At 71.3% G+C, this 16,586-nt stretch carries 10 protein-coding genes; 1 reads left to right on the top strand and 9 read right to left on the bottom strand.

Annotated features, from left to right (window positions below; all coding sequences use genetic code 11):
• Positions 1 to 44: 44 nt before the first annotated feature.
• Complete coding sequence (locus WMF19_RS52060) at positions 45 to 4,109, bottom strand: serine/threonine-protein kinase (RefSeq protein WP_437897148.1); 4,065 nt, start codon at positions 4,107 to 4,109, stop codon at positions 45 to 47.
• An 11-nt stretch (positions 4,110 to 4,120) separates the two neighbouring features.
• Complete coding sequence (locus WMF19_RS52055) at positions 4,121 to 4,954, bottom strand: hypothetical protein (protein WP_437897147.1); 834 nt, start codon at positions 4,952 to 4,954, stop codon at positions 4,121 to 4,123.
• A gap of 1,171 nt (positions 4,955 to 6,125) precedes the next feature.
• Here WMF19_RS52055 and WMF19_RS52050 point away from each other — a divergent pair.
• Positions 6,126 to 8,531, top strand: a complete 2,406-nt coding sequence (locus WMF19_RS52050) for a TonB-dependent receptor domain-containing protein (RefSeq protein WP_437897146.1) — start codon at positions 6,126 to 6,128, stop codon at positions 8,529 to 8,531.
• A gap of 93 nt (positions 8,532 to 8,624) precedes the next feature.
• Here the strand turns inward: WMF19_RS52050 and WMF19_RS52045 are convergent, their stop codons facing one another.
• The 7 genes from WMF19_RS52045 to WMF19_RS52015 form a co-directional block, all read right to left on the bottom strand.
• Positions 8,625 to 9,002 (bottom strand): DUF1304 domain-containing protein, encoded by a 378-nt coding sequence (locus WMF19_RS52045; RefSeq protein WP_437798033.1) that lies wholly within the window; start codon positions 9,000 to 9,002, stop codon positions 8,625 to 8,627.
• A gap of 140 nt (positions 9,003 to 9,142) precedes the next feature.
• Positions 9,143 to 9,823 (bottom strand): sialate O-acetylesterase, encoded by a 681-nt coding sequence (locus WMF19_RS52040; protein WP_437897145.1) that lies wholly within the window; start codon positions 9,821 to 9,823, stop codon positions 9,143 to 9,145.
• A gap of 720 nt (positions 9,824 to 10,543) precedes the next feature.
• On the bottom strand, positions 10,544 to 11,788 hold the full coding sequence (locus WMF19_RS52035; RefSeq protein ID WP_437897144.1) for a molybdopterin molybdotransferase MoeA: 1,245 nt from the start codon (positions 11,786 to 11,788) through the stop codon (positions 10,544 to 10,546).
• 25 nt (positions 11,789 to 11,813) lie between these two features.
• Positions 11,814 to 12,398: a Uma2 family endonuclease gene (locus WMF19_RS52030; RefSeq protein WP_437897143.1), complete on the bottom strand. Its 585-nt coding sequence runs from the start codon at positions 12,396 to 12,398 to the stop codon at positions 11,814 to 11,816.
• Between the two features lie 77 nt (positions 12,399 to 12,475).
• Complete coding sequence (locus tag WMF19_RS52025; protein WP_437897142.1) at positions 12,476 to 14,368, bottom strand: DUF2330 domain-containing protein; 1,893 nt, start codon at positions 14,366 to 14,368, stop codon at positions 12,476 to 12,478.
• Positions 14,369 to 14,505: 137 nt separating this feature from the next.
• Positions 14,506 to 15,594, bottom strand: a complete 1,089-nt coding sequence (locus tag WMF19_RS52020) for an ABC transporter ATP-binding protein (RefSeq protein ID WP_437897141.1) — start codon at positions 15,592 to 15,594, stop codon at positions 14,506 to 14,508.
• Between the two features lie 100 nt (positions 15,595 to 15,694).
• Positions 15,695 to 16,573, bottom strand: coding sequence for an ABC transporter permease (locus tag WMF19_RS52015; RefSeq protein WP_437897140.1), 879 nt, complete (start codon positions 16,571 to 16,573; stop codon positions 15,695 to 15,697).
• Between the last annotated feature and the right edge of the window lie 13 nt (positions 16,574 to 16,586).

The raw sequence follows: 16,586 nt of genomic DNA, 5'->3' as shown, positions 1-16,586 counted from the left end.
TCTCGCAGCGGTCACGCGGCGGCTCCAGCCCGATCCGGATTCGGTCAACACGTACCCGGAAGCATCGAGCTCACCTCGTCCAGCCGGCGGCGGAGACGAGCGCCCATCACGTTCGGGATGCGAGACGCGAGCTCGATGGCTTGCCTCAAGCGACGGTGCGCGTCCTCGAGACGTCCGCGCCGGTAATCCCAGAGCGCCCGCGCCTCGATGACCTCGATCTGCTCCTGACCGACCGAGAGCCGCGCCGACGCGGCCTCGAGGTCATCCCACTCCGCGTCGCTCGCCTCGCGGGTCATGAGGTCGACCATGCACGCGAGCACCTCCTCCGAGGGCATCATGAGCGTGTCCGTGCGACCCTCGCGTATGGCGGCGACCTGGCTCGCCCATATTGCACCGATCGCCGCGCGCGCGCCCGGCACGTCTCCTCGATAGAGCTGCACCCGGGCCGCGAGGAGCGCGACCACCGGGCGGCCCTGAGCGCCGAGCCGGCGCCTCTCCAGCTCGACCGCGCGTTGCACGTGGGGGGCGGCCGCTTCGACGTCGTCCATGAGATAGAGGTACTCGCCGAGGTTGTAGTGGCCGCAGAGCTCGGGCGTGCGGTGCCCGAGGACGCGCGCGAGCTCTATCTGGTGCGAAAAATCGGCGAGCATGCCGGCCTTGTCGCCGAGGCAGGCGAGCAGGAGCGCGCGGTTGTTGATGGCGGCCACGAGGTGGAGCATGTCGCCGTGCTCCTCGCAAAGGCGAACCGCGTGGTCGAGCACTCGCCGCGCGTCGGTGAGCCGGCCTATCGCCGGGTAGATGAAGCCGAGCATCACGAGCGCGATCACCAGCGTCTCGTACTCCGCGTCCCCTAGGCGCTCGGCCGCGGCTGCGGCCCGCTCCATGGTGCTCGCGGCGTCCTCCTCCTGACACGACCGGTGGAGCGAGCGCCCGGAGCCGAGCAACAGGCGCGCCTCGAGCGCTGGTGAGTCGAGCGAGGCATCGATGGCGAGCTGCCTCGCGCGCTGGACGCGATCGCTCGAGCTCGCATACTGCTCCATCCAGTCGAGCGCCGTCGCCTCGTCGAGGAGGATCTCTGCCTCGAGCGCAGCGTCGCCCTGCGCGGCAGCCAGGTCCCGCGCGCGGGCGAGGTCGTGGAGCGCGTCCTGGTACCGCTCGATCCGGTAGCGCATCAGCCCGCGCCCGCGGTAGGCCGCGAGCAGGGGCAGGGCCGGCTGCTCGATGGCTCGGCTGTAGAGCGCCTCGGCCTCGACATAGGCGTGGCGCGCCCGGGCCCGTTCGGCGAGCTCGACGTACAGCGCCTGCGCGGCGTCGCCCAGGCCGGCCTTAGATGCATGATAGGCGAGCTTCGCCAGCCGCCGCGCCTCGGGGATCGACAGGCTCTCGCCGTAGTAGGCGTACGCAGCCCGGTGAACGAGGCACCGCAGCCCCTCCGGCGTCGAATGGGCGATCGCCTCGCCGGTGAGCGCGTGGCGGAAGCCGAGCGTCGCGTCGGCGTGCTGCACGAGGGTGCCCGACACGAGGAGGCGCGCCACGCTGACGCTGGCGTCGAGGGGGAGCGACTCCGCATCGCCCTCCTGCTCGAGGCGAGAGAGCACCCCCTCGACCTCGGACAGGGTAATACCCGCGCCGAGCAGCGCGATCAGGCGCGCGTGGACGCGGAGCGCGGGGGCCATGCCGTCGAGCTCCCCCTCGGCGAGCCATTCGATGCGGGGTGAGCTCGGCAGATGCTCGAGCTCGTCCGTCGCGAGGTACCATCCGCCGCCGGTCGCGCGCCGCCGTACGAGGCCTTGCCGCTTCAACCCGCGGATGAGCTCGACGAGCATGAGCGGGATGGATTGCGCCCGTTCGACCAGGCGCTGAACCGCGGACTCGGACACGTCCTCGACCGGGCGGAGCAGCACACGGCAGAGCGCAATCGCGCTTCGCAGATCGAGCGGCCCCAGGCGATCGACGATGTCCGCATCTCCGCGCGCGCCGCCTGACGGCTCTGGCCGTTCGAACCCCGGGCGCGCGAGCGTGCAGACCCAGATCGGTGCGCCGATGTCCGCGTGCGTCGCGAGCTCGAGCGCCGCGAGCGTCCCCTCGTCGGCGTGGTGAGCGTCGTCGAGCACGACGAACAGCGGAGCTCTCGCGGCCCGGAGCCGGAGCGCCTCGGCCACGCCCACCTTGACCGCTGAATCGAGCGCGCTCGGGGCGACCGTGCGCGCGGCGAGCTCCGGGGCGCTCGGCGCGAGCCAGCCCAGGGCGAGCGCCAGGATCGGGCCGAGCGAGGCGGCGCGCGCGCCGAGCCGCTCGTCGAGCTGCGCGCGACCGGCGCCGGCGTGCGCAGCGTCGGTGAGGTCGAGCGCCTGCACCAGCAACGAGCGCAGCGCCTGGCCGTTGCCGTGGAGCGCCGACTCGCCGGCGCGGACCTCGATGACGGTGCCGGGCTGGTCGAACGCGCGCAGGCGCTCGGCGAGCACGGCGGCGAGGTGGCTCTTGCCGTGGCCAGGCTCCGCCACGACGCGCACGAGCGACGGCTTCCCCTGGGCCGCCTCGCGGGCGCTGGACAGGAGCCGCTCCAGCACCTCGTCGCGCCCGATGAGCGGGCCCTTGTGCGGCTCGACGTCGTCCAGCTGCGGCGGCGAGCCGGGCTGCGGGCTCTCGACGCGGATCCAGCCGCGCTCGTCCTCGACCCTGACGCCGGGCACGTCGGGGAGCAGCGCGGCCACGTCAGGCGTGACGAAGACCCCCGCGGGGTCGCTCTCGGCGGGGAAGCGGTCGGCGCGAGAGAACAGCGAGCTCACATAACGACGTGAGCTGTCGGCCCGGGTCTGGATCGTGACGTAGGCCGTATCGATAGCAGCACGGACGCAGACGCCGCGGTGGATGAGCTCCTGCGATGCGAGCACCGACCAGCGCACCGGGTCTTCTCCCGCCTCGTGGCCGAACATCGCGACGTAGCGGCCATGAACGGCGTGGACGAGCTGCCCGCCGAGCGAGGTCACCTTGCGCCGGAGCGCGATGACGTCCAGAGCCGAAGAGAAGAACACGAGGACGCCGCGGCGGCGCTCGCGCGCGGAGGTAACGGGCGGCTGCGGTGCGCGCGCCGACGGCGGGGCCGAGCGGAAGAGCTCCCTCGAGTCCGCGTGCGCGAGCGCCGCGGCGAACGCCGCCCGCAGCTCGGCGGCGCCCGCGAAGCGATCCAGCGGCTTCTTCGCGAGGCAGCGGAGGATGACGCCCTCGATGGGGGCCGGCACCGGGACGAGCGTCGAGGGGCGCGCCGGGCGCCGCTCGCAGTGCGCCTGCCGTACGACGGCGGGCGCGCCCCAGAACGGCGGGCGGCCCGCGATCATCTCGTACAGGATGACGCCCATGGCGTAAACGTCGGCGCGCGCGTCGACATCCGCCTGATTCGAACACTGCTCAGGAGCCATGTACTCGGGGGTGCCGACGACGCCTCTGTCCCCTGACGACTCGGGCTCACCGCTGGACATGATCACCAGGCCAAAGTCGATGAGCCGAGCCGTCAGCTCGTCGTCGACGAGGATGTTCTCGGGCTTGAGGTCGCCATGGACGAAGCCCGCGGCGTGGACGGCCGCGAGCGCGTCCAGGATGCCCGCCGCCGTGGCGGCCGCCTCGTGCGGGGGCATGGCGCGCGCCACCATCCGTTCGTCCAGGGTGGGCGCCGTGATGTACTCCATCACGAGGTAGGTCGCGCCGTCGCCGAGCTCGCCCCAGCCATGGACCAAAGGGACGTGGGGCGGGCCGATCGCTCGAAGCGGCGTGAGCTCCTTGACGAGGTGCCGCGCGGCATCGAGCCGGTCGTGCCGCGCCAGCTTGATGGCCACCTTCGCTCCCCCCGCTTCGGGCTCCGCCTCGAACACCGTCCCGAAGCCGCCGCGCCCGAGGACGCGCAGGAGGCGATAACCCGGGATGTCGACCTGCAGCCCCTCGGGGGCGCGCAACGAGAAACTCGACACCTCGTCCGCCACCGGCACATTGGCCCGGATCGACACCTGGCCGTGCTCGGGGCACGCCGGATCGTCGCTCGGCACGCGCCGCCCGCAGGCCGAGCAACGGGCTCGCGCCGGTGCCTGCTCGTGCCGGGGGAGCTCGTGGGCCATCGCGCGCGTGCCTACTGGAGAAAGACGGTGACGGTCTCGTGCCAGTTGGAGCCCGCGCTGTCGTAGCAGGAAGGATGAAAACTCAGGCTGTTGAGCGCGGAGCATAGCGTGTTGCACGAGCCGAGCCGTCGGAGCATGCCGCAGTCCTGCAGGACAGACTTCACCAGGTGCCCGGCGGCGCAGTCGCGGTACTGGTCTCGCGAGTAAGCGTCGTTGATGGCGATGTTGCACGAGAAGAGCGCAGGGTTCGAGCCGAACAGATTGCCGTAGAAGGCTCCCTCCTCGTGGGTATAGGCGTTGAGCTCGCCGGGGTCGGTGACGTTCAGCCCGCCAGTACCGCCCCGCGCAGAGATTGTCACCGAGACGCCATACCAGTTGACACGCGACGCCAGGCACGCGGAGACCCACCGCTGGCCCGAGTTGGAGAGGGGCTTGACCGCCCAGCCTGTATCGAGCGCCAGCTGCCCCCAGTAAGTCTCGTTGCGGACCACACCCCTGCTGTCGGTCCAGGAGAAGCTGAACGACTGCGTCGCATCGAACGCGCAACTCACGGCGTACCTGACGAGCTGCCGCGCCAGATCGCCGGTCGACGTCGGGTCCCGGATCGCCGTGAGGTTGCCCGGGGTGAGCGCGGAGATGCTGAGCGCGGCGAACTCGAGCCCGTTCATGTTGAGCGCGTTCATGTTGAGCGCGTTCATGTTGAGCGCGTTCTCCGCTATCAGCGCCTCCCCGTCTGCCCCGCTCTCCTCCGGCCCCGCGACTTCGTCGCCCTGAAGGCTGCACGAGGTCGCAACAAGCGAGACCACGGCGTACACAGCGGCACGTGCGAGACGATCACGTTTCATGTCCACCCCCTCGCCCACAAAATCTCGACTATCGAAAAATCATGACCAGAATAGCTCATAACGCTTATCTGAACAAGGCACATGAAGCGCAGCACGACAGAATTTCCCGACCTGGCCGATACGGGATCCTGCTTGTGCGGCAGACGGAACACCTGCGTCCCTAAAGCAGCTGCCCACGCCGAACCCGTGCGCCGGGATACAGGAAGTCTGCTTGTGCGGCAGACGGAACACCTGGGTCCGTAAGGCAGCTCGCGACGCTGGACCTATCTACAGGAAGTCTGCTTGTCCGGCAGACCGAATGTCTGCCTCACGTCAGGGAGTTGCCTAGCTCTATTGCGGGAAGTTACCCCGGATCAGCAGAAAAACCGCGAAGCCGCCAAGGACGCCAAGGGGAGAGGGGGAAGGGGGCCGTCCCGGCATCTCCCCCCTATTCCCCGGTTTTCTTGGCGCCCTTGGCGGCTTCGCGGTTCGCTTCCCCGGCCGACTTCCCGCAGTAGAGCTGGGCCGGGCCCCTGCCCTCGGCCGGCGTGACTCGCCTCGACCGACAAGGCGGCTTGGCCTCGGACGGCCCCTCGCCCGCCTTGGCGTCGACGAGCTCCCTGCCTCGACCGCCCCTGGCTTACCTCGCCGTGCTCAACTCCGGCCCGGACGAACCGCCTTGCGCCGGTCAGGGACGTACGCGACGGCGGTGTCGTCCGCGCCGTCACCGCGCGCGAGCGCCGGCAGCACCGGGCTGTTCGTGTCGACGATGCACGCCCCGCTCGGCAGGCGTTCATGCTGGCATCGGTGCCCTCGATGTACTCGTCGAGCGCGGTCCAGGCGTGCGGTTCGCTTTCAGCAATCGCATTGCGCTGTCATCGCCCACCGACCGGAGCGGTCCGAAGAAGGCGCTCCACAGGAAGCCCTGGCAGCGCAACGCGGTGTTCGCCGGTGAGGGGGAAGTGCGCGGTCGCTCGGCGTAGATCATGGCAGAAGCAGGCGGCCTTCCCCCCGGGACACCCCCATCCGACGAGAGCGATCCGATGCGACCGGTCCCCGGGAAGCCCATCGGGACGCCGGCGCGAGCGCCGCTCACATGAAAAATTCCATGATTTCGATTACTTGGCCGCCACGCTCTTCTGCACAGCGCCCCGCTCTGGTCCTCGCTGAGCCGCCTCTCCGCGACGCGGCGATGCGCTTCCTCCGGCGATCCACGGCAGCCGCAGCGCTGCTCGCGAGCACGCTCGCGCCGTGCGTCGCCGCCGCCGCGCCCGACACGCCGCTGCCCCATGCAAGGCCGCCCGAGCCGTCCGGCGATGCGCCAGAGGCGGCGCCGCCCCCCGATGCGCCGCCGGCAGCGCTCGTCCCACCGACGCCGCTCACGCCGCTCGGCGCCGATTACCCTGCTGGGGCGCATGGTGACGCCACGGTCCGCCTCGTCCTCACGGTCAACGCCGACGGGACCGTCCGCTCCGCGGTCGCCGAGGATGGCGCGGAGCCGTTCGCGTCGGCCGCCGTGGCCGCCGCAACGTCGTTCCGCTTTGCGCCGGCCACCAGGAACGGCGCGCCGGCCGCCGCCAGGATCCGCGTCGAGGTCCGCTTCACCGAAGCCGCATCACCCGCGCCGCCCGACGCCTCCGCAACCGCGCCGCCCGGCGCCTCCGCGCCCGCGCCGGAGCGCCCGGCCACGGAAGCCGCGCCGGCGTCGAGCGCGCCGCGCGCGATCGAGGTCATCGTGCGCGGCGAGCAGCCGGCGCCCGGCGTCTCCAGCTTGAGCCGCGGCGAGGTCAGGATCGTCCCCGGCGCGTTCGGCGACCCCTTCCGCGCCCTCGAGGTGCTCCCCGGGGTGACCCCCATCGTCTCGGGGCTGCCGTTCTTCTACGTTCGCGGCTCACCGCCGGGGAACGTCGGCTATTTCCTCGATGGCATCCGCGTCCCCTACCTCTATCACCTCGGGCTCGGGCCCTCCGTGGTCCACCCCGGCATCGTCGATCGCGTCGACCTCTACCCGGGCGGCTACCCCGCGCGTCACGGTCGGTATGCCGGCGGCATCGTCGCGGGCGAGACGACGCCGCCGCTCCCGTACTGGCACGGTGAGGGCATGCTCCGGCTCGTCGACGTGGGCGGGCTCGTCGAGGGGCCCTTCGCCGGCGGCCGCGGGGTCGCGCTCGTGGGCGGCCGCTACTCGTACACGGCGTTGCTCCTCTCGCTCGCCGCCCCCGAGGTCGCGCTCGATTACTGGGACTACCAGGCCCGGCTGTCCTACGAAGTCGTCCCGGAAGGCCGGTTGAGCCTCTTCGCGTTCGGCGCCCACGACTTCCTCGCGAGCGACGAAGACGGCGAGAGGACGACCCTCTTCGACACGACATTTCACCGGCTCGATCTCCGGTACGACCAGGCCTATGGCCAGGGCAGCGCGCTGCGCGGCGCGCTGACGCTCGGCCACGACGAGACGGGGATCGGGGACGACCAGAAAGCGCTGACTCGGAGCCTCGGCGCGCGCCTCTCGCTCGCTCACCGGCTGCGCGATGAGACCACGATCCGCGCCGGCATCGACGCCGTGATCGACGACAACGAGATCGATCTCGGGACCGACGCCGGCTCCCCTCCGGGCAGCGTCGCGCCGGACGATGACGACGACGTCCCCGTCGACGATCTCCTCTTGAGCCGCGTCGACCTCACGGTGGGCGGATACATCGAGTCCGACATCGCGATCACCCCGCGCCTGCGCATGACCCCGGGGCTCCGGCTCGATCTCTACCACTCGGACGGCACGGTCGCGCTCGCCGTGGATCCGCGGCTCTCGGCGCGGCTCTCCCTCGGGCGCGGCGTGACGTTCGTGCAGGCGCACGGCATCGCCTCCCAGCTGCCGAGCTTCGTCGTCCCGATCCCCGGCTTCCGCCCGCGCCTCGAGGACGGCCTCCAGCGGAGCTTCCAGTCGAGCGCCGGCCTCGAGCTCGCGCTGCCGGAGGACATCACGGCCACGGTCTCGGTGTTCCACAACGCGTTCTTCAACATGACCGACGCGCTCGGCTCGCTCGGCCTCGATTCGGTCGAGGGCGCCTTCACGCTCCGCGCGCTCGGCGCCGCGACCGGCGTGGAGTTGTCGGCCCACCGGCGGCTCACGCGGCGCGTCGGCGGGTTCGCGTCGTACACGCTGTCGCGCTCCACGCGGAGCATCGGCCGAAGCCGGCAACTGAGCTCGTTCGATCGGACCCACGTGGCGAACGTCGCGCTGACCTACGACCTCGGCCGCGGGTACAGGGCTGGCGGGCGCTTCGTGTTCTACTCCGGGCTCCCCCAGAGGATCGGCGGCGCGACGCTCCCGCCGATCGGCGGCGTCCCCGGAGGCTCCGGATCCCTCGCCGGCGGAGCGCCGCGGTGGGAGCGGCTGCCGCCGTTCTTCCGCCTCGATGTCCGCCTGGAGAAGCGCTGGTCGATCGGGAAGTCGGGCTGGCTGGCGGTCGTCCTCGACGTGCTCAACGCCACGCTGTCGAAGGAGACCCTGCCGGGGAGGTGCGATGCGTTCTCGCCGTGCGAGCCGACGACGTTCGGGCCTGTCACCGTCCCGAACTTCGGCCTGGAGGGCGGGTTCTGACGCCCCGAAGGTACGATCCCAGACGCCGCCAGCGAGGAACCTGAGAGACGAGCTGCTCCGCCGCGCGGCCGCCGTCGGCCGAGCCGCTTCGCTTCAGCCACCCGCCCGATTGGCGAGCAGGACCAAGGCGAGGCCGATGGCCGACGGGACGGTCTGCACGAACAGGATGGATCGCTTTGCCGTCGCGGCGCCGTAGACACCGGCGACGGCCACGCAGAGGAGGAAGAAGGCCTGGATTTGCCATGCAAAGGCCCTGTTCGGATGGATGACGCCCCAGAGCAGGCCCGCGGCGAGGAATCCGTTGTAGAGCCCCTGGTTGGCCGCCAGCGGCGCCGTGATCGCGGCGACCTCGGGGGTCGTACCGAACGCCTTGTACGCTCGTTCGGTGCGCCACAAGAACATCTCCAGGACGAGGATGTAGATGTGAAGGGCTCCGATCAACGCGACGACGATCTGAGAGGCGATCAGCATGCGGCGCACCTTACCACGCGCGCCGCGATGCCGCGGATTATCCCCCAGACTTCGAGGAGATGCTCCATCGTCGACTGACCACAGCAGGCGCAGTTACCGCAGTCCTCCTCGGCGAGGTGAAGATGCGGAGACGCCTCAGATCACCACCCCAAAGCGTCGATCATCTTCTCGCCATAACGCGTGCCCATGAGCACGACGGACGCATGATCGAAGTGGTACTGATCCATGACCTTGGTCCCATCCTGAGAGACCCAGTATCCGTCAGGCAGCATATCGGCCGCTTGGTGCACGAGGTTGTTGTGGCCGCTGCAGCACCCGCCCGCGGGGAGCTCTCCAAGGATGAAGGGAACGTCGTAGTCGACACCCCAGGCTTCTTTCACCTCGTTATAGAGCTGAACGACCTTGCCGGGCCATGAGGTCTGGCCGCTGTCGGACTCACCCTGGTGGAAGATGATGCCCGCGAAGCGCGCGTTCTCGGCCGTCTTCGCCTTGGCGATCTTGTTCAAGATCATCTGGTGATGCGAGCCGCCAGAAATGAACGTGTTGATCGATTCACCGCTCTCGGCCGTGCCGACCAGCCCGATCGTGTCCCCCTCAGGCAGCTTTCCGAGGAGGGTCTTGCCGAACCAGATGCCCGGGTCGACGGAGGTCGACAGGTTCCATCCCTTTTCACCAGGGCAGTCGTTGAGCGGCGGACTGGCCACGTTCCACTGTCCGGCCGGCTGATTGCATCCGCCGAGGACCTTGAGCCGGGCGTCAGAATTTTGGTCACTGGCCTGTTTGTCCGCGACGCCAGCCATGTTCGACTGGCCCATGAGCATGAAGATGTGGAACGTCGGACCTGAGCTCGACCCGCTGCTGGTGCTTGCCCCGCTGCTATCCGATCCGGTCCCTACCGTGGCGCCGCCTCCGGTTCCCGCGGTCGTGCTGGCTGCGGCGCCGCCCCCGGTTCCCGCTGTCGTGCTGGCTGTGGCGCCGCCTCCGGTTCCCGCTGTCGTGCTGGCTGTGGCGCCGCCTCCGGTTCCCGGACCGGCCCCTCCGGTGTTGTCGACCTCACCGGTCGCGCCAGGCGAAGAGGACTCGCCACAACCCGACGCAGCGAGCATGGCGAGAAGTGGGAGGAGCAGGAATCTGGCAGTGCCTCGGAGTGTGCGGTTCATCTGAGTCATGGTCATTACCTCGTCGCGCCCGATCGCGATCAGAACAGAAGAGCGGAATTGGGGGGGCCGGCAGTGCGGTGCCGACAGGACGAACCTCGCCCGCAAAGAGCTCAGCGCCGAGGCCTAACCTATCGCATCTCGGGCGCCTGGCATCCAGGATTCGGCCCAGGAGCGCGCGCAGAGGAGACCGCGGTTGATGGATTCTTTCATCGTCGGCGGCGTTCGTTCTCCCTGCCCCTCAAGCGCGGACCGGCCCTCTCGAAACGAAGCGGTTTCATGGTCCCGGACCTCGGAAATTTGAGACGGACGCGCCGCGCGGGCAACACGCGTACACGGCTCCGCCCGGCGGCAGACCCCGCTGCCCCTCGCCTCACGCGTCCCTCACACGTCGTAGAGCAGCACCTCGACCTCGGCGCCCTCGCCGATCACCGCTTCCTCGGCCTGCACGACGACCACGCCGTCCGCGCGCGTCGTCGACGACAGGACGGACGCGCCGCTCGTCGCGATCGGAAACACCCGATCTCCCTCGACGCGCACCCTCACGTAATCGACGCGCCCGGGCTGGGAGACGATCTCGCTCGCCACAACGCACCGCCGCCGCCGGTGCGGCCACGCGCGCGGCAGGCCGCCGAGGGCGCGGATCGACGGGCCGGCGAAGAACTCGTAGGCGCAGAGGCACGACACCGGGTTGCCCGGCAGAAGGAACACCGCCCGCCCCCCGGGCAAGAAGCCGAACCCGGCCGGCTTCGCCGGGCGCATCGCGACGCCGTGGACCACGACCTCGCCCAGCTCCGCGAGGACGAGCGGCGCATGGTCCTCCGAGCCGACCGACGACCCGCCGGAGACCAGCACCACGTCCCCGCCCGCCCCCTCGAGGGCAGCCCGCACCGCCTCGCGCCGGTCGGGGACGTACGCGACGGCGATGTCCTCCGCGCCGTCGCGGCGCGCGAGCGCCGAGAGCACAAGGCTGTTCGTGTCGACGATGCACGCCCCGCTCGGCGTGCTCCCCGGCGGCAGGAGCTCGTCGCCGGTGATCAGGATCCGCACCGACGGCCTGCGCACAACGCGCACCTCGGCGACCCCTGTCGAGGCGAGCACGCCGACGTCCTGCGGGCGCAGACGGCGCCCCGCCGGCACGACCTCCGCGCCCTCCAGCACGTCCTCGCCGATCGCCGCGACGTGCTTGCCGGACGGCACCGGCTCGCGCGCCCGCACGACCGCCGCCCCGTCGCGGCCCGCGCCCTCCTCCGCGCGCTCCGCCACCAGCACCGCGTCCGCCCCCTCCGGCACCGGCGCGCCGGTCGTGATCCGCACGGCCTCGCCCCGGCGGATCGCGCCGGCGTGCGGGCGCCCGGGGAACGACGCGCCCACGAGCGCGAGCTCCACCGGCGCGAACGCAGCCGCGCCGGCGGTCGCCTCGCCGAGCAGCGCATAGCCGTCCATCGCCGCTCGGACGAAGTGCGGCACGCTGACCCGCGCGCGCACGGGCTCCGCCGCCACCCGCCCGGCCGCCTCGCCGATCGGGGCCAGCTCGTCACCGAGCCGCTGGATCCGCCGCTCCAGGACATCGAGCGCGCGCTCGACCGCCGTTTGCTCGCGAAAACCCCGCATCCGGACGTCGCGCATCGGCTCTCCGTGGAACGACGGCCGCTCAGACCGCCGCGGAGGCCTCGAGCGCGCCCCGGTACACCTCGTCCACATCGAGCAGGGCGTCGATCGACGCGAGCCGCGCGCGCTCGCCGGGCCCGGCCTCGTAGAGCGTCCACAAGCCGTCCTCGTTGCGCCGGAAGACCTCGATCCGCCGGTGCGCCTGGGAGACCAGGACGTACTCCCTCAGCGAGGGGATCCGGCGGTAGTGCGCGAACTTCTCTCCCCGGTCATACGCCTCCGAGGAGTCCGAAAGCACCTCGACAAGCACCAGCGGGTTGACCACCGCGTCCTTGTCCTCTGGATCGCGCGCGATCTGGCCGCAGACGACGCTCACGTCGGGGTAGGTGGCGAGGCCCGTCGCGCGCACGCGCACGCGGAGGTCGGACGAGAACACCTCGCAGGGGCGCCGGCCGAGCTGCGCGCCGAGCGCCACGGTCACCCGCGCAGCGAGCCGCGCGTGCTCCGGCGTGCCACCGGCCATGTCGAAGATCTCGCCGCCGAGGAACTCGTGCTTCGTCGGGCTCGCCCGCTCCTGCTCGAGGTAGTCGGCGTAAGTGAAGGAGAGCCGGCGGGCGGGCGCGTTCACGTCATGACCTCGCCCGGGAGTATGCCACGGGAACCGCCCCTCCGGTGCGCCCCCCTCCCGGAGCGCCGCCGCACGGCCTACCGCCCGCCGTTCTCGCCGCCCTTCCGCGGCCGGCTCGCGCGCCGGAGGGGCGCGATCATCGCGAACATCCCGAGCGCCATCACCGACAGCTTCGGCCCGCGCTTCTTCCGGGCGCTCGGCTGCCGCTCGCGCGCGATCGAGCAGTCCTCCGACTCGGCGTCCTCGGACTCGCTCGTGTCCCCGCTGCAGCCGTCGTCCTCCGCGTAGTACTCGTCCTCGGACTCGCTCGTGTCCCCGCTGCAGCCGTCGTCCTCCGCGTAGTACTCGTCCTCGGATTCGCTCGTGTCTCCGCTGCAGCCGTCGTCCTCCGCGTAGTACTCGTCCTCGGGCGCCGGCTCGCTCGTGTCGCCGCTGCAGCCGTCGTCCTCCGCGTAGTACTCGTCGTCGTCGACGTCCTGCGGTTCGACGTCGTCCACGACCACCGTCTCGGCGGTGCCGGAGCAGCCGCAGCCCACGTCGGCGGCCGGCTCGTCGTAGTAATCATCCGGCGGCGGTTTCCCGGCGCCGGACGAGCCGCTGGCCGGGCCAGATCCGCCGCTGCCCGGGCCGCCGCCCAGGCCGTCGGGCCCGCCGCCCAGGCCGTCGGGTCCGCCCACGCCCGACGAGCCGCCCGCGCCGCCGGCGCCGGCCTCGCCGGAGCACTCGTCCGCGCGGACGCTCCCGGCCCTCACGACCGGCGAGATCGCGGCGCCCTCCCCGAAGGTCAGCGGCCAGTCCGCGCCGGGCTGCCCGGCCGCGAGCCGGAGCGAGACGCGGGTCAGCCACACCGACGACGGCGCGAGCCCGGAGAGCCCGACCGCGAGATCGTCGGCGGCCGGACCGCAACGCAGGAGATCGGGATCGGTCTCGTCCCTCCGGGGCGACTCCGCGCAGTCCAGCGCGCCGTCGACAACGCCGTGCGCGGCGCGCGGGCAGCTCGCGGCGACCTTGAGGCTCGACTCCAGCGCGGCCGCGGCGACCGCGGCGCACGTCCCCGGCGCATCGCCGATGTCACCGTACGCGCTCGCGCGCGCGAAATAGGCATCGATCACGCTGTCAACGCTGTCGCTGCCGAGGGAGATGCGGCGGCTCAGCGCCTCGTGACCCGCGCCCTCGACGAGCGCCCCGCGGAGCCCCGCCTGGCCGAGGGCCCCGGCGCGGAGCTCCGCATAATCGCTGCGCTGCGCGCTCGCGTCCCAGCTGAGCGAGGCCGGCGGGAGCGTCACCGGCGCCGCGCCCGAGAGCGCGCCCCGGCCGTCGCCGAGCAGCCACGCCGTCACCTGCACGTCGCCCGCGCCCGCCGCGGCCAGCGACAGCGGCAGGATCGGCTCACCGCCGCCCATCGCGACGCGCAGCGTCCTCGTGACCGCCGCGCCACCGGGAGCGTCGAAGCGGGCGGCCGCGAACCGCATCCCTTGCAGACTCCCGAGCTGCGCGGCCGTCTCGGAGGACAGCGCGAGCCCGGCCGACGCCGCCCAGCGCGCGACCGCGTCGGCGTCCTCGAGCACCGTCACCTCGACCGGCTCGAGCGTCGCCTCGTGGGCGAGCCGCCCGACCGTCTCGAAGGGGCCCGGCGCGCCCGCCTCCCCGGGGCAGTACGGGTCGACGCCCTGGGGCGGGAGCACCCGGAGCGCCGTCGCCGCCTCGAGCGCCTCGAACCACGCGTCCGAGCTCGTGTCGAGCGCGGCGAGCGGCGGCACCGGAACGACGAGGGCCACGGGCCCGCTCGCGCCCTGGAACCGCAGGCTCGTCCAGAGCGTCGTGCGCTCCGGGCCGGCCGCGACGGCGACGCGCTGCTCGACCGACGCCTGTCCGGCGCCGGGCAGCCAAGCCCCCGTGGCGAGGGCGTCGCCGGAGAGCGAGAGAAGGACCGATGAAGAAAGAGCGACCGCAAGCGACCGTCGGGGCATGCGAGGCCGATTGGCAAGCAGCATGCCCTCCAGCGTACGCCGTGTTCGAGGCCAACTTCCACACGGCCGCGTCCGGCTGAGAACGGCGGTTCACGACGCCCCGGCGCCACACGGGCGCGACGGCCGATCCGCGAGGATCACTCCTCGTGGACGATCACGATGTCGTCGGGGTGGAGGTGGCAGAACACCCGGTCTCCGGCGTGCAGCGCCGCCTGGCCGGAGCTCTCGTTGGCGACCACCGCCGTGAGCACGAGGCCGGCGTCGGTCCGGAGGCGCAGCTGGTCGGTGGCGCCCTTGAACAGCTCGTCCTCGACGCGCGCCTCGAAGCGGTTCTCCGGCGCGCCCTGCGGCTCCCTGCGGAGCGCGATCTTCTCCGGCCGGATGGAGACAAGGGTGCTCCCGGCCCCGCCCGCGAGGTGCTCGGCGTTGACGAGGAGCTCGAGCCCCCCGTCGACGAGCCGGACCCGGGCGTGATCGCCGCTCCGCGAGAGGACGGTCGCGCGGAGGATGTTGGCCTGGCCGATGAAGTTCGCGACGAACGTCGTCTTGGGGCGGTGATAGATCTGCGACGCGTCGCCGAGCTGCTCGATCCGGCCCTTGTTGATCACGGCGATGCGGTCGCTCATGGTGAGCGCCTCTTCCTGGTCGTGGGTCACGAACACGAAGGTGATCCCGAGCTGCTTTTGCAGCTCCTTGAGCTCCACCTGCATGGCGTGCCGGAGCTTCGCGTCCAGCGCGGAGAGGGGCTCGTCGAGCAGCAGGACCTTCGGGCGGCACACGATGGCCCGCGCGAGCGCGACCCGCTGCCGCTGCCCGCCGGACAGCTGCGACGGCTTGCGCTGCTCCATGCCCCCGAGCGACACCATCGCGACCGCGGCCCGGACCCGCTCGGCGATCTCCGCCCGGGGCACCTTCTTCATCCGCAGCCCGAAGCCGATGTTCTCCTGCACGGTCATGTGCGGGAAAAGCGCGTAGCTCTGGAACACCTGGTTCACGTCCCGGCGGTAGGGCGGCTCGTGCGTGACGTCCTTTCCCTCCAGCAAGACGGCGCCGCTCGACGGCGTCTCGAAGCCAGAGATCATCCGGAGCAGCGTCGTCTTGCCGCACCCCGAGGGCCCGAGGAGGGTGATGAACTCGCCCGCCCTGATCTGGAGATCGACCTCGCTCACGGCGTGGAAGGCGCCGAATCGCTTGGTGACCGCGCGGAGCTCGACCATCACATCCATCGATTCACCTCGGAGAGCCGGCGAAGAGCGGGAGAGGGCCGGCGAAGAGCGCGGGAGAAGCGGAGAGGCGCGGCGGTGCGCCCCGCGGGACGGCGCCGCATCAGGCCTCTGGCTCCTTGCGCAGGCCGAGCAGGAAGAAGAGCGAGAACAGGAGCAGGAGCGTCATGCCGAGCGCGGCGCCGAAGGGCCAGTCGCGCGCCTGACCGAACTGGTTCTGGATGACGTTGCCGATCATCGGCACGCGCGATCCCCCCATGAGATCGGTGATCGCGAACATCCCGAGCGCCGGGATGAACACGAGCAGGACGCCCGCGAGGATGCCCGGGCGGGTGAGCGGGACGATGACGTGAGAGAACGCCGACACGGGCCCCGCGCCGAGATCGAACGCCGCCTCGATCAGGGCGTTGTCGAGCTTCTCCACGCTCCCGTAGATGGGCAGGATCATGAACGGCAAATACGAGTAGACGAGGCCGATGACCACCGCCGTCGGCGTGTACATGATGTCGAGGGGGGTCGAGATGATCCGCAGGTAGAGGAGCAGCCCGTTGAGGAGCCCCTCCGACTTGAGGATCGACATCCAGGCATACGTCCGGATGAGGAAGCTCGTCCAGAACGGCACCATCACCAGCATGAGCAGCCGGTTCCTGACGCCCTCCCTGGCCCGCCCGATGAAGTACGCCACCGGATAACCCGCGATGAGGCAGATCACCGTGGTGATGGCGGCGTACTTGATCGAGCTCAGCAGGATCTTGACGTAGGTCGGGTCGAAGACCCGAGAGTAGCTCGACAGCGAGAGCTCGAAGACCACCTGCCCGAGCTCGTCCCGCTCGCAGAAGCTGTAGACGAGCATGATCGCGGTGGGCGCCACGACGAAGGCGAAGAGCCAGATCAAGAGCGGGGCGAGCAGCAGCCACCCTCGGACGCCCGGCCTCCGCCCGGCGCCCTGGAACTCGACGACCTGCCCGGTGGCCGTGTTCATGACGCCCCGCCGC

The organism is Sorangium sp. So ce124 (genome assembly GCF_051525235.1).
GTDB classification, from domain to species: Bacteria; Myxococcota_A; Polyangia; order Polyangiales; family Polyangiaceae; genus Sorangium; species Sorangium atrum.
This window is presented reverse-complemented; position numbering and strand designations above follow the sequence as displayed.